Origin of the sequence: Cupriavidus sp. U2, assembly GCF_009663685.2 — a bacterium.
GTDB classification, from domain to species: domain Bacteria; phylum Pseudomonadota; class Gammaproteobacteria; order Burkholderiales; family Burkholderiaceae; genus Cupriavidus; species Cupriavidus necator_C.
Map to the genome: position 1 here is coordinate 151,719 of NZ_RCOG02000012.1, position 22,912 is coordinate 174,630.

The following is a 22,912-nucleotide window of genomic DNA, read 5'->3' on the forward strand; positions in this document are numbered from 1 at the left end:
TTAAGGATTTCACGATTGTCATCTGCGTGGCGATGTGATCCCTCGTGTCGTCGACGCGCGCGCTTCGGCCTGTTCGTGGACGCAACTGCTCAACACCTGAAATTTCCGTAAGAAAACCAGGAAGTTTCAGCATGCATTTTCAGCCCGTTCTGCCGCAGGCGAGGCGCAGGAACGCCTAAGCTGCCCGCTGTTCGCATTCACGGAGACCTGGCATGCCCAACGCAATCGTTATTGATCCGCATATCGCCGTTCGCAAGACTGTCTGCAACATCCTCGAGACCGTCTCCGGCTTCGAGGAAGTCCGCGTTGCCGCCGGCGGCGCCCCCGGCCTGCTGGCGCTGCGCGACCGCCCGGCCGATCTGGTTGTCATGGATCTGCAGCTCGACGACCTGCCCGGCGACGCCGTGCTCGAGGAAGTGGTGTCGACCTGGCCGGTCACATGCGTGCTGGTGCTGTCGGCGCAGCGGCGCGCCGCGGAGCGTGCATTGCTGGGCGGCGCCCATGGATTTATCGACAAGGGTGCCGGGCTGGAAGGGCTGGCCGATGCCGTGCGCGCGCTGATGAGCGGCTACGCGGCGTTTCCGCTGAAGTCGTTGCCGACCTTCCGCCGCGCGGCGGCCAACCCGGCGGACCCGAAGGCGTTGCTGAGCCGCCGCGAGCTGACCGTGCTGCGTCTGCTGGCGGTGGGCCATTCCAACAAGGCGATTTCGGATGTGCTGGAGATCAGCAACAAGACCGTCAGTTCGCACAAGGCCAGCATCATGGACAAGCTGGGGCTGGGCTCGCTGATCGACCTGGCGGAATTCGCGCGCGTGCATCGGCTCCTGCCCATGGAGGGCGAGCCGGGGCCCCGGGTGCCAAAGCCGCGCGTCAGGCGGGGCGACGCCGCGGCGTTCTAGGCGTCGCCCGCGTACGCTAGTCCTTCACGCCGATGACATCCGCGCGCCGGGCCATCAGTCGATCCGCAATGGCGCTTTGCCGAGTTCGGTCAGTATCTCGACGCGCTCGACGCCACGCCGGCCGCCGTCAACGTGGCTTCGCTGGTGGGCCATACGGCGTTGCGCGCCGTGCATCAGGCCGATCTCGACCGGCCTGCCACGGGTGCCGAGGTCGAAGCCATGCGCCAGGCTGCCAATGCCGCGCTGGAGCAGGGGGCGATCGGCCTTTCCACGGGCACCTTCTACCCACCGGCGGCGTCCGCGCCGGCCGAGGAGATCATCGGCGTGGGGCGCGACCTGAAGCGGTTCGGCGGCGTGTATGCCACGCACATGCGGACCGAGGGCGACGGCGTGATCGAGGCCATCGAGGAGTCGGCCCGGATTGCGCGGGCCATCGACGTCAAGCTTGTGCCTGGACTGCTACCCGTACACGGCCTCGTCGTCGCTGCTGCGCCGCGAACGGCTGGCCATCAGCGACGAGATCCTGATTACCTATTCGCAGTCCGAGCCCAAGAGCGCCGGCCGCAAGTTGTCCGACCTGGCGCAGGAATGGCAGTGCTCGCGCGCCGAGGCGCTGGACCGCGTGATGCCCGGCATGGGCATGTATTTCTTCATGGATGAAGGCGATGTCCGGCGCGTGCTGGCGTATCCCGACACGATGATCGGGTCCGACGGGATTCCGTCCGACGACTACCCGCATCCACGTCTGTGGGGCACGTTCACGCGCCTGCTGGGCCACTACAGCCGCGATCTCGGCCTGCTGACGCTGGAGGAGACGGTCCACAAGATGACCGGCATGACCGCGCACGCATTCGGGCTGGCAGGGCGCGGCGAGATCCGGGACGGCAATGCGGCCGACGTCACCGTGTTCGATCCGAAGACCGTCAAGGATGTGGCCAGCTACCTCGACCCACAGCAGCCGTCGGCCGGCATCGCGCACGTGTTCGTGAACGGGCAGGCCGTGTGGGAGCACGGGGCGGCGACCGGCGCGCGGCCGGGCCGGAGCCTGCGGCGCGCGGCGCGCTGACGCCCGCCGGGGGCGGGGTTGGCCGGTTCCCCGTACGGTCTGGCCCGGCCCTGGCGGGCCCTTATCCGGCATAATCCCAGCCACACCGCGCCGCATCCGGGGCAGCACGGTATTGACTGGGCTTTTGCAAATGAACGCGCCGAAGACGGAGACGTCAGACAACTCGCACGAACGCCAATTGGACGACGACTGTCCGCTGCACTGGTTCGACGCGGACCGGGGCGCGTTCGAAGACCTTGAGCGACGCATCGCCGAGCATCCCGCCGACTTCTTCGCCAGCCAGGATTTTGATCCGGTTGGCGCGTGCGCCACGCGCGAGGCGCAGTTTTCCTCGGTAGACCTGCCCGAAGATCCGACCGCGCCGCAGGTGCACGCCGATCATCTGTTGCACGATGTGTTCCGCCACGTGATGCCGGTGGCGTCGCCGAGCTTCATCGGCCATATGACGTCGTCGCTGCCGTCGTTCATGCCGTCGCTGGCCAAGATCGTGGCGGCGCTGAACCAGAACGTCGTGAAGCTGGAAACCTCCGGCGCGCTCACCGGTCTGGAACGCCAGGTCATCGGCATGCTGCACAAGCTGGTCTTCGCGCGCGACGGCGGCTTCTACGCGCAGTGGCTGCACAACCCCGAGCATTCGCTTGGCGCGTTCTGCGCAGGCGGCACCACGGCCAACCTGGCGGCGCTCTGGGCCAGCCGCAACAACGTGCTGCGCGCACGCGACGGCTTCCCGGGCATCCACAGTGCGGGCCTGGTGGCGGCGCTGCGCCACTACGGCTACGACGGGCTGGCGATCGTGGTGTCCGAACGCGGCCACTATTCGCTGCGCAAGGCCGCCGACGTGCTGGGGATCGGCCGCGACAACCTGGTGCCGGTGGCGGTCGATGGCGATGGCCGCATGCGGATCGACAAGCTCCGCGAAACGCTCGCGGACCTGAAGGCGCGCAATGTCCGCACGATGGCCATTGTCGGCATCGCCGGATCGACCGAGACCGGCGCAGTGGATCCGCTGGATGCGATGGCCGACGTGGCGCACGAAGCTGGCTGCCACTTCCACGTCGATGCCGCCTGGGGCGGCGCCACCTTGCTGTCCGAGCGCGAGCGGGGGCGCTTTGCCGGCATCGAACGGGCCGATTCCGTGGTGATCGACGCGCACAAGCAGTTCTACGTGCCGATGGGCGCCGGCATGGTGCTGTTCCGCGATCCGGCCTGGACGCAGGAGATCATCCAGCACGCGAACTACATCGTGCGCAAGGGTTCGGTTGACCTGGGTCGCCACACGCTGGAAGGCTCGCGCGGCGCGGCCGCCGTGATGCTCTATGCCAACCTGCACCTGCTGGGACGCAAGGGCCTGGCCAGGCTGATCGACACCGGCATCGACAACGCGAAGTTCTTTGCCGGACTGATCGCGCAGCAGCCCGATTTCGAACTCGACAGCCGGCCACAGCTTTGCATCCTGACGTACCGCTACGTGCCCGAAGCCGTGCGCGCGGCGCTGCTGTCGGCGTCCACCCCGGCGCAGAAGCGCGAGCAGATCCAGCAGGCGCTGGACGCGCTGACCATCAGCATCCAGGAGATGCAGCGCGACGCCGGGCGGTCATTCGTGTCGCGCACGCAGCTGACATCGTCGCAATGGGGCGGCAGGGCCATCGCGGTGTTCCGCGTGGTGCTGGCCAACCCCGATACGACGCACGACATCCTGCGCGGCGTACTGGCCGAACAGCGCACGCTGGCCGCGCAGAGCCCGATGCTGGCGCCGTTGATGGCGCTGGTCTGAGCCTTCGGGCAACCGCCGCTACGGCTGGCCCAGATACGTTGCGAGGGCCCGGGCCCGGCGGCGGGGCCCTTGCGCCGCCCCAAAGCAAAAAGCCGCAATCCCGTGAAGGACTGCGGCTTTTTAAATAGATGGTGGCGAATCAGGGATTCGAACCCCGGACCTGCGGATTATGATTCCGTCGCTCTAACCGACTGAGCTAATTCGCCAACGAAGATCGAAATTATACCTTCGGTTTTCGGCCTGTCAACACCTTTGTGACAATTTTCTGCAAGCTTCGGCGGTCGCCCAAAAAAATGGCAGACCCGAGGGTCTGCCTGGAAGGAGCGGCTGGCCGGTAGGCCAGCCATCCTGAGCGAGGGTTACCGGTTGTATCCCTCCGGTGAATGCCTGGATTGCCCGGTCGTTGTCGTATGTGTCGTGCGGCCGTTCAGTCGTTGGCGTAGATGTCCACGTCCTTGGTCTCGCGGACGAACAGCGCACCCAGCACGAAGGTCATGGCGGCGATGATGATCGGGTACCAGAGGCCGTAGTAGATATTGCCGTTCTGGGCCACCAGCGCGAACGAGATGGTCGGCAGCAGGCCGCCGAACCAGCCGTTGCCGATGTGATACGGCAGCGACATCGACGAATAGCGGATGCGGGTCGGGAACATTTCCACCAGCATGGCCGCGATCGGGCCGTACACCATCGTGACGTAGATGACCAGGATGACCAGGATCACCAGGACCATGATCGTGTTCATCTGGGCCGGGTCGGCCTTGGTCGGGTAGCCGTGCGCCGTCATCTCGCCGCTGACCGACTTCTTGAAATCGGCGATCTGCTTCTTGCTGGCGTCGTCGAACGTGCCGTTGGCCACCGTGGCGTCGAAGGCCTTGATCTCCTTGTCGCCGATCTTGACCGAAGCCACGGTACCGGCCGGGGCGTTCACCACCTCATAGCTGGCCGATGCCTGGGCCAGCGTACGCTTGACGATGTCGCACGAGCTGCGGAAGTCGATCTCGCGGGCGATCGGGCTGCCCTGGAACGAGCAGGTGGCCGGGTCGGCCGTCACCACGATCTGGGCCGACTGCTGGGCACGCTCCAGCGCCGGGTTGGCGTAGTGGGTCATCGCCTTGAACAGCGGGAAGTAGGTCAGCACGGCCAGGGCGCAGCCCAGCATGATGATCCACTTGCGGCCGATCTTGTCCGACAGCGAGCCGAAGAAGATGAAGAACGGCGTGCCGATCACCAGCGCGCCGGCGATCAGCAGGTTGGCCGTCTTGGCATCGACCTTCAGCACCTGGGTCAGGAAGAACAGCGAGTAGAACTGGCCCGTGTACCAGACCACGGCCTGGCCGGCGGTCAGGCCCACCAGTGCCAGGATCACGATCTTCAGGTTGCGCCATTGGCCGAAGGCTTCGGTCAGCGGCGCCTTCGACGTCTTGCCCTCGGCCTTCATCTTCTGGAAGGCCGGCGACTCGCTCATCGACAGGCGGATGTACACCGACATGGCCAGCAGCAGGATCGAGACCAGGAACGGGATACGCCAGCCCCATGCGTCGAAGTTCGGGCCGGTGGCTTCGCGAACCAGCAGGATCACGATCAGGGACAGGAACAGGCCCAGCGTGGCCGTGGTCTGGATCCATGCCGTGTAGGCGCCGCGCTTGCCGTGCGGCGCGTGTTCGGCCACATAGGTGGCCGCGCCGCCGTACTCGCCGCCCAGTGCCAGGCCCTGCAGCATGCGCAATGCGATCAGGATGATCGGGGCGGCCCAGCCGATGGTGGCGTAACCGGGCAGCAGGCCGACGATGAACGTCGACAGGCCCATGATCAGGATGGTCACCAGGAAGGTGTACTTGCGGCCGATCATGTCGCCGAGGCGGCCGAACACCAGTGCCCCGAACGGCCGCACGATGAAGCCCGCGGCAAAGGCCAGCAGCGCGAAGATGAATGCCGACGTCGGGTCCAGGCCGGCGAAGAACTGCTTGGCGATGACCGCCGCCAGCGAACCGTACAGGTAAAAGTCGTACCACTCGAATACCGTGCCGAGGGAAGAGGCCAGAATGACCTTTTTCTCTTCCTTCGTCATCGGCGCATTGTGGGCCGCAGGTACGGTCCCCACGTTTTGCGCGTTTGCCATGTGTTGTCTCCTCCGTTTCCGTTCTTCCGTCGAAAATCTTCAGGTCCCCGGCGTCAGGCCCGTGTACGTGTGCACGTACCGGCCCATTGCGCCAAGGTTGGAACGATTGTGGGAGGCGAAACTTACTGAGTTCTGACAGATCCGGGGCAAACCGGGTGGAATCGGTCGGGGTATACGCTAGGCAAACCGGGCCGATGTGCGGCCCGGCGCGTGCTGCATTGCGAGGCATTCCGGGCGCCGGTCGCCAGCCGCCGGGCCGGGACGCCGTCTTGCGCCGCAGCAAAGGGCGCGGCCCGAGAGGAAACCCTTAGAAGGGGGCGTGGCGCGGTTTGCCGCCGGCGTCGTCAGGGTCGGCGGGGGGGCGCCGGATGGGTTTCGATGCCGGCGTCGATGCCGGCGTCCGTGCGGGCCAGTTCGTGCTCGCGGGCGTGCATCTCGTCGTCGGCGCGATTCATGCGCCAGGCGTACAGCGCGGCCATCAGCACGTAAAGAATCAGCGATCCCTGCGCGGCCATCCAGAACGAAAAGGGCCAGCCCATGAAGTCGAAGCGCAGTTCGCGCGCGAACCAGCTTACGCCGAACGTGATCAGGAACCAGGCCGCCAGCAGCCCCACGATCCATCGCACGTTGTGGTGCCAGGCGCGCCGTTCGAGCGGCGTCATCCGGTCGCGGGGCGTTTTCCTGCTCATGCCGGATTCTCGTCGGGGGCGAGCCGGCGCAGCGTGATGCGCAGGCGCGCGCCGGCCAGCCGCGGGGACGCCTGGTACACGTTGTCGTCGATGGCGACTTCGCCGCCATGCTGCTGCACGATTTCGCGCACGATGGCCAGCCCCAGCCCGCTGCCCTCGGTGTTGGTGCCCAGCACCCGGTAGAAGCGTTCCATCACCCGTTCGCGCTCGGCCGGCGCGATGCCCGGCCCGGTGTCTTCCACGTCCAGGTACGCGAACGGCTCGAAGGCGTCGCTGGCCACGCGGACGGTGGCATGGCCGCCGGCCGGCGTGTAGCGGATGGCGTTGTCCACGAGGTTGTTGAGCATTTCGGTCAGCATCAGGCGGTTGCCGGTGATCATGACCGGGTGATCGTCGGCTTCCAGCCCCAGGTCGATGTTGCGGGCCCATGCCTGCGGCAGCCAGTCCTTGACCACGTCGCGAGCCAGTGCGGCAAGGTCCAGCGGCGCCATGCCGCCGGCGCCCGCCAGGTTTTCCATGCGCGCCAGCGACAGCAGCTGCGTCACCAGGTGCGCCGTGCGCTCCGAACTGCCGGCGATCTGCGCCAGCGACCGCCGCAGTTCCTCGGGCGACTGCTCGCGCTGCGCCAGTTCGGCCTGCATGCGCAGGCCCGCCAGCGGGGTCTTCATCTGGTGCGCGGCATCGGCAATGAAACGCTTCTGTGTCTGCACGGACTGGTCGAGCTGGGCCAGCAGGTCGTTGAACGACGCCACCAGCGGCGTGATCTCCTGCGGCGCCGCGCGTTCGTCGATCGGGCTCGTATCGCCAGGGTTGCGCGAGCGGATGCGCTGCTGGATGGCCGTCAGCGGCGCCAGCCCGCGCGTGAGCCCGAACCACACCAGCACCACGGCCAGCGGCAGGATCACGAACTGCGGCAGGATCACCCCCTTGATGATCTCGTTGGCCAGGCGGGCACGCTTGTCCAGTGTCTCGGCCACCTGCACCAGCACCGGCTGGTTGCCGCCGACGTTTTTCAGATCGACATAGGTATAAGCCACGCGCACATCGTTACCGGCCACGCGGTCGTCGCGCATCGACACCAGCCCGGCATGGCCCTGTTCTTCTTCGGACGGCAGCGGCAGGTCGTGGTCGCCGGCCACGTACTCGCCGCGCTTGCCCACCACCTGGTAATAGATGTTGTCGGTCTCGTCGGCGCGCAGGATCTCGCGCGCCGACAGCGGCAGCTGCAGCGTCACGCGTCCGTTCACTTCGCGCACCTGCTGCGACAGCACGATGGCGCTGGCCTCCAGCGCGCGGTCGAACGGCCCGTTGGCGATCGACTTGGCCACCAGGTACGTGACCGCGATGCTCATCGGCCAGAGCAGCAGCAGCGGCGCCAGCATCCAGTCCAGGATCTCGCCGAACAGCGATCGCGGGGCGGGATGGGCCGAGGTTTCCTCGAGATGGGGCAGGGCGTCCGCCAGCGCCGAATCGTCGGCGGCGGCATCGGCCAGCGTGGGGCGCGCGGCCTCGGGCAGCGGGGCGGCGCCTGCGGCGGGATGGCGTCGCCAGGGCAGGCGCAGCAGGCTCATGGGCGGTTTGCGTCAGCCGTGGGTGGCCATGGCCGGCTGGAATTTCTCCAGGCAGTAGCCCAGGCCGCGCACGGTGGCAATGCGGATGCCGCCCACCTCGATCTTCTTGCGCAGGCGGTGCACGTAGACTTCGATGGCGTTGTTGCTGACTTCGTCGCCCCATTCGCACAGGTGGTCGACGAGCTGTTCCTTCGACACCAGCCGGCCGCTGCGCGTGAGCAGGATTTCGAGCAGGCCGATCTCGCGCGCCGACAGGTCCAGCATCTGGTCGTTCAGGAAGGCGATGCGGCCGACCTGGTCGAAGGCCAGCGGGCCGTGGCGCATCAGCGTGGCGCCACCGCCGGCGCCGCGCCGCACCAGCGCACGCACGCGTGCCTCCAGCTCGGACAGCGCAAAAGGCTTGGCCATGTAGTCGTCGGCGCCCAGGTCCAGCCCCTTGACGCGCTCGTCCACGCCGTCGGCCGCGGTCAGGATCATCACAGGCAGCATCGCGCCGCGCGCCCGCAGCCGCTTGAGCACCTCCAGCCCGGGCATGCGGGGCAGGCCAAGGTCCAGGATCAGCAGGTCGAAACTCTGCGTGGAAAGGGCCGAGTCGGCTTCCACGCCGTTGGCGACGTGATCGACGGCATAGCCGGAATGGCGCAACGACCGTGTCAGGCCGTCTGCCAGCACGTCGTCATCTTCGGCGATCAGAATCCGCATGGTTTGTCTCCACCCTTGTCACCTTTTTTGTGCCGCATCGCCCGCCGCCGGTTTGCGGTGCCGGTGGGGCTTGCCAAGCATACTGTTTTTTTATACAGTACCCGACATTCCGCGCGAGTCGTCCCGGAAGGGACTGCGCAGGGCCGGGACTGGCGAGTCCAGGCGCCAAAAGCCTTCGAAAGCCCCCCGAAATCCATCGGAAAAGGCTTGAAAAGCAGGCGCCACGCCGCATGCGGCCTATTTATACACCAATTGACCACCCATTGACTGAAGGACGACCATGGACGACAAGAAGGCCGGCGCCGGCGTAAGTGCTGAGAAGCAGAAGGCGCTTGCCGCCGCGCTCTCCCAGATCGAAAAGCAGTTCGGCAAGGGTTCGATCATGCGCCTGGGCGATGGCGACGTCGAACAGGATATCCAGGTGGTGTCCACCGGATCGCTGGGCCTGGACATCGCGCTGGGCGTCGGCGGCCTGCCGCGCGGCCGCGTGGTCGAGATCTATGGTCCGGAATCGTCGGGCAAGACCACGCTGACGCTGCAGGTCGTTGCCGAAATGCAGAAGCTGGGCGGCACCTGCGCGTTCATCGACGCGGAACACGCGCTCGACGTGCAGTACGCCGGCAAGCTGGGCGTGGACGTGGGCAACCTGCTGATCTCCCAGCCCGACACCGGCGAGCAGGCCCTGGAAATCACCGACGCACTGGTGCGCTCGGGCTCGATCGACCTGATCGTGATCGACTCGGTGGCCGCGCTGGTGCCGAAGGCCGAAATCGAAGGCGAGATGGGCGATTCGCTGCCGGGTCTGCAGGCCCGCCTGATGAGCCAGGCACTGCGCAAGCTGACCGGCACCATCAAGCGTACCAACTGCCTGGTGATCTTCATCAACCAGATCCGCATGAAGATCGGTGTGATGTTTGGATCGCCTGAAACCACGACCGGCGGTAACGCGCTGAAGTTCTACGCCTCGGTGCGTCTGGACATCCGCCGTATCGGCTCGATCAAGAAGGGCGACGAAGTGGTCGGCAACGAGACCAAGGTCAAGGTCGTCAAGAACAAGGTTTCGCCGCCGTTCCGCGAGGCGTTCTTCGACATCCTCTACGGCCAGGGAATCTCGCGCCAGGGCGAGATCATCGACCTGGGCGTGGACGCCAAGATCGTCGAGAAGTCGGGCGCGTGGTACAGCTACAACGGCGACAAGATCGGGCAGGGCAAGGACAACGCGCGTGAATACCTGCGCGAGAATCCGGACATCGCCGCCGAGATCGAAAACAAGGTGCGTGCGGCGCTGGGCGTGGCCCCGACGAACACCGCGCTGGGCGCGCCGGCCGAGATCGAAGACTGAGGTTGACGCCTGCCGGCAACAACAAGCCGTCGCATGACAGTGCGGCGGCTTTTTTGTTTTTCGTCCCCCCTCCTTGCCCCCCAAACGCTCTCCTGATTCCTGATGGCCGGAACCCGTCCCCCGCTTTCCCTCAAGGCCCGCGCCGTCGGCTATCTCTCGCGCCGCGAGCACAGTCGCGTCGAACTGGCGCGCAAGCTGGCGCCCCATGCCGAATCGGCCGAAGAAGTGGAGGCCTTGCTCGATGCGCTGGAGCGCGAAAACTGGCTGTCGAATGATCGCTTCGTCGATAGCCTGGTCCACCGACGCGCCAGCCGGTATGGCGCAGCCCGGGTGATGCAGGAGGCGAAGACCCACCAGCTTGGTAACGACCAACTGCGGGAACTTCAGGACCGGCTGCGCGATACCGAAGTGGAACGGGCCGCCGAGGTGTGGCGCAAGCGGTTTGGTGTGCCGCCTGATTCACCCGAAGCGCGGGCCAAGCAGATCCGGTTCATGATGGCCCGGGGCTTCTCGCGCAGCGTGATCGGCAAGATCATCCGGGGCGCCGAGGACGGGTACGAGAGCGAGTAGCGGCAGCAGTACCGACGGCGAGCCACGGCGGGCACCTACGCCGGGTGGCCATCTGCATACCTGCGTACGCATAAGGGGTATTCGGACTGGCGTCAAGCAAGTTGTCGTACCACTGATGCAACGCAGCGCCGTGCCGTGTCCGCAGCCGGAAACCCAGGTGTGAGGCCGGTTTGCCGCCATTGTCGTTGCAACAATCAGGGCCGGACAGACTGTCGCGCAGGATGTTCCCGGTCAAAGCAGCGCGGCATGTTAAACTCCATGGGTTACCCGGCCCAGACGGCCGTCCGGCATGCGCCGGGCCGTCCGGACGGAAGAGAAGCCGCGAAGTTTGCCGTAGCGAACCCCGCGCAAGTACTGCCTCCGAATTCCGCCACGTTCAGCCTGCCGCTTCAGCCCCGCAGTCATGCCGCTTTCCCCGCCCGTCAACCGTGCCTTGCGTCATCGCCGTGCCATCACGGCCGAAGCGTATTTGCGGGATGACGGCCTGTGGGACATCGAGGCGCGCCTGACCGACACGAAGCCGCGCGATATCGAACTGGCCGGCAACCGCATCCGCCCGGAAGGCCAGCCGTTGCACGACCTCTGGCTGCGCGTGACGATCGATCTGCGCCTGAATATCGTGGACGCCGAGGCGTGTTCGGACTGGGTGCCTTATCCGACGCATTGCGACACGATCGGCCCGGCCTACCGCCAGTTGATCGGCCTGAACCTGACAAAGGGGTTCCGCAAGGCCGTGCGCGACCGGCTGGGCCATGTAGCCGGCTGCACCCATCTCACCGAACTGGCCGGCGTGCTGCCGACCGCCGCCATCCAGGCCTTCGCGGGCGATGTGTTCAAGATTCGCGACGGCGCCGACGACCCCAATCCCGAACCGCCGATGCAGCTTCATGGATGCCACGCGCTCCATTTCGAGGGCGAGGTGGTTCGCCAGTTTTACCCGCGCTGGTATGGTCACCAGCCGAAACCGAAAGCCGGCGCTGCGGCGTCGTCCCCCCAGACCGCGTCACGCGCCGATGCCCCCGCATCAGGTGGCGAAGACACCCTGGCCCACCGGCCCAACGGTACGTCGGGCTGACCGTCACGGTCGGCCCAAGGAAACAGGCGCAAGCCCTTCGTCTCCAACTATTTTTCCAATCCCTTTACGCCTACCCGAAAGGAAACACGCATGAATATCCATGAGTATCAAGGCAAGGAAATCCTGCGCAAATACAATGTGCCGGTTCCGCGCGGCATCCCGGCTTTCTCGGTCGAAGAGGCCCTGAAGGCGGCTGAACAGCTCGGCGGCCCGGTGTGGGTTGTCAAGGCACAGATCCACGCAGGCGGCCGCGGCAAGGGCGGCGGCGTGAAGGTGGCCAAGAGCATCGACGAGGTGAAGACCTACGCCAGCAACATCCTCGGCATGACGCTGGTGACGCACCAGACCGGCCCGGAAGGCAAGAAGGTCAACCGCCTGCTGATCGAAGAAGGCGCCGACATCAAGAAGGAACTGTACGTGTCGCTGGTGGTGGACCGCGTGTCGCAGAAGGTGGCCCTGATGGCATCGAGCGAAGGCGGCATGGACATCGAGGAAGTCGCTGCCCACACCCCGGAAAAGATCCACACGCTGATCGTTGATCCGGCCGAAGGCCTGAAGGACGCTGACGCCGACGACATCGCCCGCAAGATCGGCGTGCCCGACGCCAGCATCGCCCAGGCTCGCCAGGCACTGCAAGGCCTGTACAAGGCGTTCTGGGAAACCGACGCTTCGCTGGCCGAAATCAACCCGCTGATCCTGACCGGCGACGGCAAGGTCATCGCCCTGGACGCCAAGTTCAACTTCGACTCGAACGCACTGTTCCGTCACCCGGAAATCGTCGCGTACCGTGATCTGGACGAAGAAGACGCCAACGAAATCGAAGCCTCGCAGTTCGACCTGGCCTACATCTCGCTGGACGGCAACATCGGCTGCCTGGTGAACGGCGCCGGTCTGGCCATGGCCACGATGGACACCATCAAGCTGTTCGGCGGCGAGCCGGCCAACTTCCTGGACGTTGGCGGCGGCGCCACGACCGAGAAGGTGACCGAAGCCTTCAAGCTGATGCTGAAGAACCCGAATGTGCAGGCCATCCTGGTCAACATCTTCGGCGGCATCATGCGCTGCGACGTGATCGCCGAAGGCGTGATCACCGCGTCGAAGGCCGTGCAACTGGGCGTGCCGCTGGTCGTCCGCATGAAGGGCACGAACGAAGAGCTGGGCCGCAAGATGCTGGCTGAGTCGGGTCTGCCGATCATTTCGGCCGACACGATGGAAGAAGCCGCCCAGAAGGTCGTGGCCGCTGTCGCTGGCAAGTAAGGACAACTTTCGTTGCCGCCTGGCCGCAGCCGGGCGGGGCGACTAAAAGGACTAGCAAATGAGCATTCTGATCAACAAGGACACCAAGGTCATCACCCAGGGCATCACCGGCAAGACCGGCCAGTTCCACACCCGTGGCTGCCGCGACTATGCCAACGGCAAGAACGCGTTCGTTGCCGGCGTGAACCCGAAGAAGGCCGGCGAAGACTTCGAAGGCATTCCTATCTACGCCAGCGTGAAGGACGCCAAGGCACAGACCGGCGCCACCGTGTCGGTGATCTACGTGCCGCCCGCAGGCGCAGCTGCCGCCATCTGGGAAGCCGTTGACGCCGACCTGGACCTGGTGGTCTGCATCACCGAAGGCATCCCCGTCCGCGACATGATGGAAGTCAAGGACAAGATGCGCAAGCAGAACAAGAAGACGCTGCTGCTGGGACCGAACTGCCCGGGCCTGATCACGCCGGACGAGATCAAGATCGGCATCATGCCGGGTCACATCCACAAGAAGGGCCGCATCGGCGTGGTGTCGCGCTCGGGCACGCTGACGTACGAAGCCGTGGGCCAGCTGACCGCGCTGGGCCTGGGCCAGTCGTCGGCCGTGGGCATTGGTGGCGACCCCATCAACGGCCTGAAGCACATCGACGTGATGAAGATGTTCAACGACGATCCGGATACGGACGCCGTGGTCATGATCGGTGAGATCGGTGGTCCGGACGAAGCCAACGCGGCTTACTGGATCAAGGAAAACATGAAGAAGCCCGTGGTTGGCTTCATCGCTGGCGTGACCGCGCCTCCGGGCAAGCGCATGGGCCACGCCGGCGCGCTGATCTCGGGCGGTGCCGATACTGCCCAGGCCAAGCTGGAAATCATGGAAGCCTGCGGTATCAAGGTCACCAAGAACCCGTCGGAAATGGGCCGTCTGCTGAAGGCAATGCTGTAAGCAGCCAGCAGCCAATGCCGTGCCTGTGCCAGTCCGGCACATTGCACGGCATGCCGTACCTGCGGGGCGTGGGAGTCGACATGACGCCTCGCGCACCGCGATTCATTGCCCCCGTCCTTGTGGCGGGGGCAATGTCGTTCTGGCGTGGCAATGTCCTAGGGTATATCCCGAGACATGAACCACCCCGGTTGAAACCGAATCGAAAGGTTCGTACGATAAATCTTCATGTCTGGTAGTTCAGACATCCGAAAGTCCGCAGTCGGCCGCCTCCGGCAGCTTCGGCGGGCACGGAACATAACTTTGGAATTTCGAGGAGTCTAGCCGTGGAATTGTTGTCCAGCAGCACGTTCTGGATTGCGCTGGGGTCGATCATCCTGACCAATATCGTCCTGTCGGGCGATAACGCCGTGGTGATCGCGCTCGCATCCCGCAACCTGCCCCCCGCCCAGCAGAAGAAGGCCATTTTCTGGGGTAGCGCCGCCGCCATCATCATGCGCGTGGTGCTGACCGTGGCAGCCGTCAAGCTGCTGAGCCTGCCGTACCTGAAGATCGTGGGCGCCGTCCTGCTGGTCTACATCGGCGTGCAACTGCTGACTGGCGACGACGACGAAGAAGGTCATGACGCCAAGGACAACATCTGGGCCGCGATCCGCACGATCCTGATCGCCGACCTGGTCATGTCGCTGGACAACGTGGTGGCCGTGGCCGCCGCCGCGCAGAAGGGCCCCGAGGGCAGCCAGCTGATGCTGCTGATCATCGGCCTGGGCCTGTCGATTCCGCTGATTGTCTTCGGCAGCACGCTGCTGCTGAAGGTGATGGAGCGTTTCCCGATCATCATCGTGCTGGGCGCCGCGCTGCTGGGCTACCTGGCTGGCGAAATGCTGGTCAGCGATCCGGTGGATGCCGAATGGTTCCAGGTGCACGTGCCGCATGCGCATCTGGTGTTCGGCGTGATCGGCGCCGTGCTGGTCGTGCTGATCGGCAAGCTGATGCGCCGCAGAAGCGCACAGACCGCCTGACGATTGCATCGGGCAGTACAGAAAGTCGTATCGCGAGCCTGAAACGGGCGACCCCATGCGGGTCGCCCGTTTTGTTTTTACAACACCCGAATTGCAGCATCCGCGCCACGGACTCCTGCGGATTTCCAAACAATTCCCACATTTCTGTAGGAATTGTCCGAGGTCATTGGTGCCTCGCCAGCGTTCTTCCGATCATGACCCCGGTCACGCGCCACAGGCCTTCGGGCACGCGGCACGTGGCTGAACTTCCAATCCAACACGTCGGCTCGACGACGAAAACGAAAGGGTCAATATGCAACGCACACTCAACGCCATCCATCGCGGTTCGCACCGCACCAGCCGCCTCGCCGCGCCCGCATCGCAACAAGGCTTCACGCTGATCGAACTGATGATCGTGGTGGCGATCATCGGCATCCTCGCCGGTATCGCGGTGCCGCAGTACCAGGACTACGTGGCGCGCTCGCAGTTTTCCGAAGGGGTCAATCTGGCATCGGGCCAGAAGGCGCCGGTGACCGAGGCGTTTTCCAACACGGGCAGCTGCCCCAACAACACCAGTGGCGCCGCCAGTGGCATTCCCGTTTCAACGTCCATTTCCGGTAGTTACATCGACAGCGTGCAGGTCGGCGGCACCGCGACCGAAGCGGGCGGCTGCACGATTACCGCGAACTTCAAGGATAGTGGTATCGCCAAAGGCCTGACCGGCAAGTACGTGACGCTGACGATGGGCAACGCCGACAAGGGCTCGGTGACGTGGAAGTGCGAATCGTCGGCCGACAAGAAGTACCTGCCGCAAGCGTGCACGCAGCTCGCTAAGTCGACAGCTGGCTGAGCGTCTGGCTTGCATGCAGCGCCCGTGGCGGCTAGCGGTGCCAGCCCCGAAGGCGGCTCGGAGCGATCCGAGCCGCCTCTCGGAAAAGGCTGGCCGTGGCAATACGTAACATGTTTATCGCGCCTGCCCGCAATTGCGACATTGCCTGCCGCTTTGCCCTGTATCAATCCGTAGGCGCCGTCACTCCCCCGAAGATTGCCGTGCCGATTGCCCTGGAGGCTGTCGGCGCAAGGCCATTCCAACAACTTCTTCAGAAGGGGGTCAACATGCACTACCAACATGGTCGCCAAGCCGGCTTCACGCTCATCGAACTGATGATCGTGGTCGCAATCATCGGCATTCTGGCGGCGATTGCCATTCCGCAGTACTAGGACTACATCGCACGGGCGCAGGTGTCCGAAGGGCTGACGCTGGCGTCGGGACAGAAGGCGTCGGTCACGGAAACGTTCTCGCAAACCGGGACTTGCCCGAACAATGCAACCGCGATGGCCAATGGCATTCCGGCTGCAGCCGATATCAATGGCAAGTATGTGGAGCGCGTGAATGTTGGCGGGACGGCCAATGACAGCGGCAACTGCACCATCATCTCCACATTCCGGCAGAACGGAGTTTCCAAGGAACTGAAAGGCAAGGCCATGACGCTGATGATGGACAATGCCGACAAAGGTTCCATCAAGTGGATATGCTCGGCAGACAAGATCGCGCAGCGTTTCCTGCCGCAGGCATGCACAGGGGAAGTCAAGAAGTCCTGATCTGGACGCTATCGTCGGCATCGCGGGTCGAACGTTCCCAATCGGACCTTCGTCCCGCAGCGTGTGTATCTGAGCGGTTCTGCCCCATCGGCGCAGGCCGCCACGCTATCATGGCGCCTTTGCCCCCTTGAGCCCCTGCGCGCATGCCGCTGCACCGAGCCACGCTTCCCGCGACGGCGATTGTCGTCGCCTTTACCCTTCCATTTCTGGTGTCGCGGCATACCCTGCCGCTGGCGACCTTCTTTGGCGAATGGACGGCGGCGCTGCTCGGCGTGGCGCTAGTGGCCGTGCTGGCCCTGGTGCGCGTCGATGTGTCGGGCTCGCGGCCACGCAAGGCGTTTCCGTGGGTGGCGGCGTTCCCGCTCTGGCTGATGGCGACCACGGTGCTGCAGGCGGCCTCGGGCATGGCCGATGTCTCCGGCAGCCGTCTGACCACGCAGCTGGTGCTGGGGCTGGGCACGGCCGTGATGCTTGGCGCCTGGCGCATGGGGCAGGCGTCGTCGGTGGATCGCCGGGCCAGCATCGTCGATGCGCTGGCCATCGCCTTTCTGGTGGCCGGGCTGCTTGGCACGCTGGCGCAGTGGATACAGGTCTTCCATCTGGAGGACCAGGCGTTCGGGCTCGTCTCGGAATATTTCTATGACACCAATCGCCGGCTCTGGGGCAACCTGAACCAGCCCAATCATCAGGCGACGCTCAACGGGCTGGCGCTGGCCGCCGCCATCTGGCTGGCGACGCGCAGCTGGCTGCAGTTTCCGTCGTGGCTGGTGGCGACGATGCTGCTGGAAAGCGGCATCGTGCTCTCCGGGTCGCGGACCGGCCTGGTACATGTCGGGCTGACTGCGGTCTACGCATTGCTGGCGGCCGCCATGGCGCGCGGTACGCCGCGCGGCGCCAGCCCGATGCACCGGGCGCCCGGCCTGGTCGCCGCTGCCGTGCTGCTGGTCGTGGGCATCGTTGCGCTGCAGTCGGCCATCAAGATGGCGGGGCAGGCGTTCGACTGGCGGCTGTTCGATACCGTGTCGCAGTTGCAGTCGGGCAATCAGATCTCGTATCGCGGCGCGCTGTGGTCCCAGGCGCTGGCGATGTTTCACGCGCATCCGTGGCTCGGGGTCGGCTACGGCGAATTCGGCTGGGCGCAGTTCCAGGTGGCATCGCAAGTGCAGGTCGTCGCGGAAATGTCGCTGCATGCACACAATGCGATGCTCGATCTGCTGGCCAAGACGGGCGCGGTCGGCACGGTGGGGGTTGTCGTGGTGCTGGCGGCCTGGTTCTGGCGCGTGATCCGCGACCGTGTCTGGCGCGGCACCCCCGCCGAGCGAAGCATGGCGGTGCCGGTCCTGGTCTGGCTGGCCATGCTCGTGGCGCATTCGATGCTGGAGTATCCGCTGCACTATCTGTACTTCTTCCTGCCGTTCTGCTTTCTGCTGGCCTGGCTGGAACCGTCGGGCTTCGGCCGCCCATGGCCTCGGGCCGGCGCGATGCTGGCGAGCCTGGCGTTCGTGGCGGTGTCGGCGGTGGCGCTTGTCACGCTGTGGCAGGACTACAAGCGTGTCGAGGCGCGCGAATACGCGAGTGAAGCGCATCGCGATGCCTTGCCGATGCCCCGTGTCTGGTTCCGTCAGCATGCGGCATCCGACGTCGCCGAGCAGGCGGCCATCACCCCCGATCGCGCAGCCGGCTTGCTGCCGGCCCATATCGACGCGCTACACCTGCTGCCCACGCCCAACCTGATCCGCCGCACTGCGTGGCTGCTTGCGCTGACTGGCGAGCAGGACCGGGCACGGCTCTGGATGGAGCGCCTGCGCTATTACTATCAAGGGGATGAGGCGGCACAGTTTGGCGTGCTGTCGCGCGACTGCGATGCACTGGGCGCCGATCGCCGGCCGCGCGAATTCTGCGCGTGGGTCCGCCTGCGTGCCCAGCGCGGTCAGCACCGGGCGACGCAGGACAAGACACAGGACACGAAACAGGACAACTAAGGCAGGAATCAGCGTACGTAGCCCGGCGGAGGCGGGGGCGGATAGTACGGCTGGTAGTTGGACGGCGGCATCGCGGCGCGCGCCGGCGGCTGTGCCGTCACCATTTGTCCATAGACCGGCACGCGATTGCCGCTGGCGTACATGCACTGGACATAGGCAGCGTCATAGGCGCGCTGCGAGCCGTATCCGGCGTTGTACGAATTGCCGGCCCCCACTGCGGAGCCGGTCAGCAAGCCGACACCGGCACCCACGGCGGCGCCCTCGCCGCCACCAAACGCCGCACCTGCCGCCGCGCCCAGCGCCGTGCCCACCACGGCGCTGCCCACGGCGGCTGTGTTGGCGTTCTGCTGCGGCGTGGTGCCGCCCACCTGCCCGAAAGCGAACTGCCGGCAGTTGTAGTCGTCGCCGCGGAACTGGTCGAACGTCTTGTTGGTGCCCGGCAGCGCCATCACGCTCGGGCCTGACGGCATCACCGCGCAGGCGCCGAGGCCCAGCGACGCGGCCATCAGCAGACTTAGCGAACGCAATCTCATGAGGTGGCTCCAGGAGCAGGGACGGGGGCAGCGGACGACGGCGCATGGGGCTGCTCGCGCTGCCAGCCGCCCGGGCATTCCTTCACATACGGGAAATAGCCTTCGGGCCGGGCGCAGTGATACCACCACGCGTTCGGCGACGACCCATCGGTGATGGTGGGATTGCCGTCGCTGCCCTGTTCGATGTATTGCGGCGGTTCCGCCGGAGGCGCCGCCACGACGGCAGGCGCAGGATAGTAACCAGGGTAGTAGCCCGGTGCGTAATACGGTCCATACGGATACCAGCCGGGGCTCCATCCCGGCCCCCATCCCCAGCCCGGGCCCACGTAGACACCTACGCCCACGCGTCCATGCCCGTGGCCGCCACGGTAATACCCATGGGCCAGCGACGTGGTGCTGTACCCTGCCGCGCCCATCGCGGCCAATGCCAGAACGATCTGGCAGAGCTTGCGCCCGTTCATGATGTGTACCTCGAGTTCCTGCCTGTGCTTAACGTCCGAACCTGGCGCCCGGACGACTGGCGGCAACCGCCATGTCTTGCATTGAATATCAATTTGCCGCCGGCAGGGGCATTTCGGCGCATCCGGAAATGTGGCGTTACCTTTATTACGGGCGGGACGAAGTCAGCGAACGCAGCGGCACGGGCGCACGACCAAGGCGCGACACCGCCGACTTATGCGGCCACCCAATCCCCCGACTTCCCGCCGTGCTTTTCCAGCAACTTGACGTTGCCCATCACCATGCCCCGGTCCACTGCCTTGCACATGTCGTAGATGGTGAGTAGCGCCACCTGCACGCCGGTCAGGGCTTCCATTTCCACGCCGGTCTGGCCGTGTGTTTCGGTGCGCACCACGCAGGCAATGGTGGAGCTGGGTTCGTCGAGCGCGAAATCGACGGCCACGCGGGTCAGGCCGATGGGGTGGCACAGCGGAATCAGGTCGGCCGTACGCTTGGTGGCCATGATGGCCGCCACGCGGGCAATGCCGAGCACGTCGCCTTTTTTGGCCGTGCCGTCGCGGACCAGCGCGAACGTTTCGGGCAGCATCGTGATCGTGCCGGTGGCCACGGCCACGCGATGCGTGCTGGTCTTGTTGCCGACGTCGACCATGTGGGCCTGGCCGGCGGTGTCGAAGTGGGTGAGCTGACTCATGGGCGGCGAAGGAAGATAAGCGAAAAGGTGGGCGGGCAGCCTGATCGCACCGGGCCGGAACGTGGCGCAACATAACGGCGGCCCGCGCTGGGGCCAGCCCGATGGGAACGGCTTGCAGAGGCCGCTATCATAGCAACATGCCCAAGACTTCATGGCCTCGCCGCCTGCCCGTCCGGTCGAGTGCCCGCGCCCCGGCGCCCACCTTGCCTGCCGTCCGTGCGTCACATCTGACGCGCGCCGTCGCGGCCGCGCTCGTGCTGACCATGGCGGCCCCGGCATGGCCGCAGGGCACGTCGGCGACGGCCCCTGCCGCGACGACGGCGCAGCCGGGGCGGACCAGCGCCGCGGCGGCCGCCAATGCCAAGCTGGCCACGGCAACACCAGGGGTGTCCGCGTCCCCGGCCACGGCAATGCCATCCGCAGCGGCCCCGGCGCCGGTCCCCACGCTGAACGGCGCGGTCAGCGACCAGGTCTATGACAACCTCAACCGCAGCGTTCGCGCCGGCCAGAAGTCGGAATTCGGCCTGCGCAGCGGCAACACGGTGGTGGAAAGCGCCGGCATCCAGTTGCCGGACCTGGGCGATCCGTCCACGGCGTCGCTGTCGCCGGACATGGAAAAGCGGCTGGGCGACCGCATCATGCGCAGCATCCGGCGCGATCCGGACTATGTGTCGGATGCCTTGCTGAACGATTACCTGAACGCGCTCGGCTACCGTCTGGTGCAGGCCGCGCGGCGCATGAACATCGCCGGCTCGAACGGCGCCGGCACCTTTGCCACCGGGTTCGAACTGTTCGGCGTGCGCGACCGGTCGATCAACGCGTTTGCCATGCCGGGCGGCTATATCGGCGTGCACACGGGGTTGCTGGTGCAGTCCGATACGGAATCCGAACTGGCGTCGGTGCTGGGCCATGAAATCGGCCACGTCATGCAGCGGCATATCGCCCGCGGCATCACCAGCCAGGACCAGTCGATGTGGATTGCGCTGGCGTCGATGGTGCTGGCCGGCCTGGCCGCCACCAAGAGCGGCGACGCGGCGGCGGCCCTGGCCATGGGCGGGCAGGGCGCGGCCATCGCCAACCAGCTGTCGTTTTCGCGGGGCGCCGAGCGCGAGGCTGATCGCGTGGGCTTCCAGATCATGACCGCAGCCGGCTTCGACCCGCAGGGCATGCCCGATTTCTTCCAGCGCCTGCAGCGCGTGATGGGGATTTCGGACAATTCCGTGCCCGCCTACGTGCGTACCCACCCGCTGACTTCCGAGCGTATCGCCGACATGCAGGATCGCGTGCGGCACGTGGCCGCGCACAAGGTTGGCAATACCCCAGACTATGAATTCGCCCGCGTGCGCGCGGCCGTGTTGCAGTCGCCCACGCCGAACGACCTGCGCAACCTGCTGGCCTCGTTCCAGGCCCAGGTGTCCAAGGCCGCCCCTGTCCGGCTGCCGGCGGTGTATTACGGCATCGCGTTCGCCAACCAGCAGCTGGGCCGTTTTGTCGAGGCCGACAAGGCGCTGGCCGAGGCACGTCGCCTCTACGGCACGATTCCGGGCGCCACGTCGGGCACGCCGATGCTGGATGTGATGGCGGTGGAACTGGCGCGCAGCGAAGGCCGCGCGCAGGACGCGCTCACGCAGGCCGCCGCCACGCTGAAGGCCTTCCCGCTCTCGCACGCGGCCGCGCTGACCTATGCCGACACGCTGCTGGCCACCAACCGGCTGAACGACGCGGTAACCTTCCTGCGCGCACGCACGCGCGAGGAAACGGGCCGGTCGGAATGGTGGGAATTGCTGGCGCGCGCCTATGCCGCGCAGGGCAAGCGGCTGCAGCAGCATCAGGCACTGGCCGAGAAATATGCGATGGACGGCTCGTACCAGGCGGCCATCGAACAGCTGCAGATTGCGCGCAAGGCCGGGGACGGCGATTTCTATACGCTGTCGGAAGTCGACGCGCGCCTGCACCAGCTGCAGCTTCAGTTCAAGGAAGACCGGCAGGACAACAAGGGCATGCCGAACTAGCGCCCCGGGGGCGGGGACCGACCCCGCCTTGTTCTGCCCTGTTGCGCCTTGTTGCGCTTACTCCGCCGCCGGCGTCCGCACGAAGCCGAACCGCTTCGGCACCTCCGCTTCCACGATCGGCTCGATGTCGAGATGGCGCCCGGCGTGGTGAAAAACACCCAGTACCGCGGCGCATGCGTCGCCATGCCAGTCGCTGGCCGTGCTGAAGGCGTCCAGATCATGGTCGTGCAGCAGCACCGCCTGCTCGCCCTCGACCCCTTCCACGGTACCGGACAGCACGACGTTGCCGTGCTCGTCGGCAAAGCACGCGGCCGGCGTGAACGCCCGGCCGGTGGTCGTGGCCAGCGCGCCGTTGTGCAGGCGCCCGATCCATGGCGCATACGCCAGCGACACGAACACGCGCTGCGGGCCGTTCTGGAAATACCAGGCGCCGCGCCCATCGTGCGTGTAGTTGCGTTCGATAAAGCCGATCAGCGCCTCATGGCGGATCGGGTCGCCGGACAGGCCGTGCTGCTGCGCGAATTCGTTGCGCATGCGCCATTGGCCGCGCCGGTCCAGCGCCAGCCAGCCGAAGCAGTTCGGCACGTTCGGCCAGCGCGCCATGGCTTGCTTGACCACTTCATCCATGGTG

General features: G+C 65.9%; 22 protein-coding genes, 1 tRNA gene and 1 pseudogene. 14 read left to right on the top strand and 10 right to left on the bottom strand.

Features of this window, described 5'->3' with window-relative positions:
- The first annotated feature begins 212 nt into the window (after positions 1-212).
- Entirely contained in the window at positions 213-899 is a 687-nt protein-coding gene (locus D9X30_RS10910; RefSeq protein WP_153946598.1) for a response regulator transcription factor, read from the top strand.
- Between the two features lie 54 nt (positions 900-953).
- Here D9X30_RS10910 and D9X30_RS10915 read toward each other — a convergent pair whose 3' ends face one another.
- Positions 954-1,268 (bottom strand): hypothetical protein, encoded by a 315-nt coding sequence (locus D9X30_RS10915; RefSeq protein ID WP_153946599.1) that lies wholly within the window; start codon positions 1,266-1,268, stop codon positions 954-956.
- Positions 1,269-1,344: 76 nt separating this feature from the next.
- On the opposite strand from D9X30_RS10915, the gene D9X30_RS10920 reads away from it, so the two are divergent.
- Positions 1,345-1,965 carry an amidohydrolase family protein gene (locus D9X30_RS10920; protein WP_153946600.1) on the top strand — a complete coding sequence of 207 codons (621 nt, stop codon included), beginning with the start codon at positions 1,345-1,347 and terminating at the stop codon, positions 1,963-1,965.
- Between the two features lie 178 nt (positions 1,966-2,143).
- The gene (gene panP, locus D9X30_RS10925) at positions 2,144-3,739 is read left to right on the top strand and encodes a pyridoxal-dependent aspartate 1-decarboxylase PanP (RefSeq protein WP_228770821.1); all 1,596 of its coding nucleotides are present in this window, start codon (positions 2,144-2,146) and stop codon (positions 3,737-3,739) included.
- A 129-nt stretch (positions 3,740-3,868) separates the two neighbouring features.
- Here the strand turns inward: panP and D9X30_RS10930 are convergent.
- The 5 genes from D9X30_RS10930 to D9X30_RS10950 form a co-directional block, all read right to left on the bottom strand.
- Positions 3,869-3,945 (bottom strand) — tRNA-Met (locus D9X30_RS10930).
- A 221-nt stretch (positions 3,946-4,166) separates the two neighbouring features.
- Complete coding sequence (locus D9X30_RS10935) at positions 4,167-5,858, bottom strand: MFS transporter (RefSeq protein WP_153946602.1); 1,692 nt, start codon at positions 5,856-5,858, stop codon at positions 4,167-4,169.
- Positions 5,859-6,202: 344 nt separating this feature from the next.
- Complete coding sequence (locus D9X30_RS10940) at positions 6,203-6,547, bottom strand: DUF4212 domain-containing protein (protein WP_228770822.1); 345 nt, start codon at positions 6,545-6,547, stop codon at positions 6,203-6,205.
- The gene (locus D9X30_RS10945; RefSeq protein WP_153946603.1) at positions 6,544-8,118 is read right to left on the bottom strand and encodes a sensor histidine kinase; all 1,575 of its coding nucleotides are present in this window, start codon (positions 8,116-8,118) and stop codon (positions 6,544-6,546) included. Before D9X30_RS10945 ends, D9X30_RS10940 begins: the two co-directional genes overlap by 4 nt.
- A 12-nt stretch (positions 8,119-8,130) precedes the next feature.
- Positions 8,131-8,820, bottom strand: coding sequence for a response regulator (locus D9X30_RS10950; protein WP_153946604.1), 690 nt, complete (start codon positions 8,818-8,820; stop codon positions 8,131-8,133).
- A 280-nt stretch (positions 8,821-9,100) separates the two neighbouring features.
- Here D9X30_RS10950 and recA point away from each other — a divergent pair, with 280 nt between their 5' ends.
- The 10 genes and pseudogenes from recA (at position 9,101) to D9X30_RS11000 (ending at position 18,586) form a co-directional block, all read left to right on the top strand.
- Positions 9,101-10,162 (top strand): recombinase RecA, encoded by a 1,062-nt coding sequence (gene recA / locus D9X30_RS10955; RefSeq protein WP_092595250.1) that lies wholly within the window; start codon positions 9,101-9,103, stop codon positions 10,160-10,162.
- Positions 10,163-10,264: 102 nt separating this feature from the next.
- Complete coding sequence (gene recX / locus D9X30_RS10960) at positions 10,265-10,732, top strand: recombination regulator RecX (RefSeq protein WP_153946605.1); 468 nt, start codon at positions 10,265-10,267, stop codon at positions 10,730-10,732.
- A gap of 403 nt (positions 10,733-11,135) precedes the next feature.
- Positions 11,136-11,807, top strand: a complete 672-nt coding sequence (locus D9X30_RS10965) for a DUF2889 domain-containing protein (protein ID WP_092595246.1) — start codon at positions 11,136-11,138, stop codon at positions 11,805-11,807.
- A 90-nt stretch (positions 11,808-11,897) separates the two neighbouring features.
- Positions 11,898-13,064, top strand: a complete 1,167-nt coding sequence (gene sucC, locus D9X30_RS10970) for an ADP-forming succinate--CoA ligase subunit beta (protein ID WP_153946606.1) — start codon at positions 11,898-11,900, stop codon at positions 13,062-13,064.
- 58 nt (positions 13,065-13,122) lie between these two features.
- Positions 13,123-14,004 carry a succinate--CoA ligase subunit alpha gene (gene sucD / locus D9X30_RS10975; RefSeq protein ID WP_092595242.1) on the top strand — a complete coding sequence of 294 codons (882 nt, stop codon included), beginning with the start codon at positions 13,123-13,125 and terminating at the stop codon, positions 14,002-14,004.
- A 323-nt stretch (positions 14,005-14,327) separates the two neighbouring features.
- A complete protein-coding gene (locus D9X30_RS10980; RefSeq protein ID WP_249640939.1) occupies positions 14,328-15,023 on the top strand; it encodes a TerC family protein in 696 nt (231 codons plus the stop codon).
- A gap of 292 nt (positions 15,024-15,315) precedes the next feature.
- Entirely contained in the window at positions 15,316-15,852 is a 537-nt protein-coding gene (locus D9X30_RS10985) for a pilin (protein WP_153946607.1), read from the top strand.
- A 266-nt stretch (positions 15,853-16,118) separates the two neighbouring features.
- Positions 16,119-16,220, top strand: a pseudogene (locus D9X30_RS10990) (prepilin-type N-terminal cleavage/methylation domain-containing protein); the annotation flags it as partial.
- 24 nt (positions 16,221-16,244) lie between these two features.
- A complete protein-coding gene (locus tag D9X30_RS10995; RefSeq protein ID WP_153946608.1) occupies positions 16,245-16,604 on the top strand; it encodes a pilin in 360 nt (119 codons plus the stop codon).
- 143 nt (positions 16,605-16,747) lie between these two features.
- Positions 16,748-18,586 carry a PglL family O-oligosaccharyltransferase gene (locus D9X30_RS11000; RefSeq protein ID WP_153946609.1) on the top strand — a complete coding sequence of 613 codons (1,839 nt, stop codon included), beginning with the start codon at positions 16,748-16,750 and terminating at the stop codon, positions 18,584-18,586.
- Between the two features lie 8 nt (positions 18,587-18,594).
- On the opposite strand, the gene D9X30_RS11005 is transcribed toward D9X30_RS11000, so the two are convergent.
- The 3 genes from D9X30_RS11005 to moaC all read right to left on the bottom strand — a co-directional run bounded on the left by D9X30_RS11005 (position 18,595) and on the right by moaC (position 20,269).
- Entirely contained in the window at positions 18,595-19,119 is a 525-nt protein-coding gene (locus tag D9X30_RS11005; protein WP_153946610.1) for a glycine zipper family protein, read from the bottom strand.
- The gene (locus tag D9X30_RS11010; protein ID WP_153946611.1) at positions 19,116-19,580 is read right to left on the bottom strand and encodes a hypothetical protein; all 465 of its coding nucleotides are present in this window, start codon (positions 19,578-19,580) and stop codon (positions 19,116-19,118) included. Before D9X30_RS11010 ends, D9X30_RS11005 begins: the two co-directional genes overlap by 4 nt.
- Positions 19,581-19,792: 212 nt before the next feature.
- Positions 19,793-20,269 carry a cyclic pyranopterin monophosphate synthase MoaC gene (gene moaC, locus D9X30_RS11015; protein WP_153946612.1) on the bottom strand — a complete coding sequence of 159 codons (477 nt, stop codon included), beginning with the start codon at positions 20,267-20,269 and terminating at the stop codon, positions 19,793-19,795.
- Positions 20,270-20,370: 101 nt separating this feature from the next.
- On the opposite strand from moaC, the gene D9X30_RS11020 reads away from it, so the two are divergent.
- Positions 20,371-22,281, top strand: a complete 1,911-nt coding sequence (locus D9X30_RS11020) for a beta-barrel assembly-enhancing protease (protein ID WP_153946613.1) — start codon at positions 20,371-20,373, stop codon at positions 22,279-22,281.
- Positions 22,282-22,338: 57 nt separating this feature from the next.
- Here the strand turns inward: D9X30_RS11020 and D9X30_RS11025 are convergent, their stop codons facing one another.
- A complete protein-coding gene (locus D9X30_RS11025) occupies positions 22,339-22,908 on the bottom strand; it encodes a DUF2946 family protein (RefSeq protein ID WP_153946614.1) in 570 nt (189 codons plus the stop codon).
- Positions 22,909-22,912: the final 4 nt, after the last annotated feature.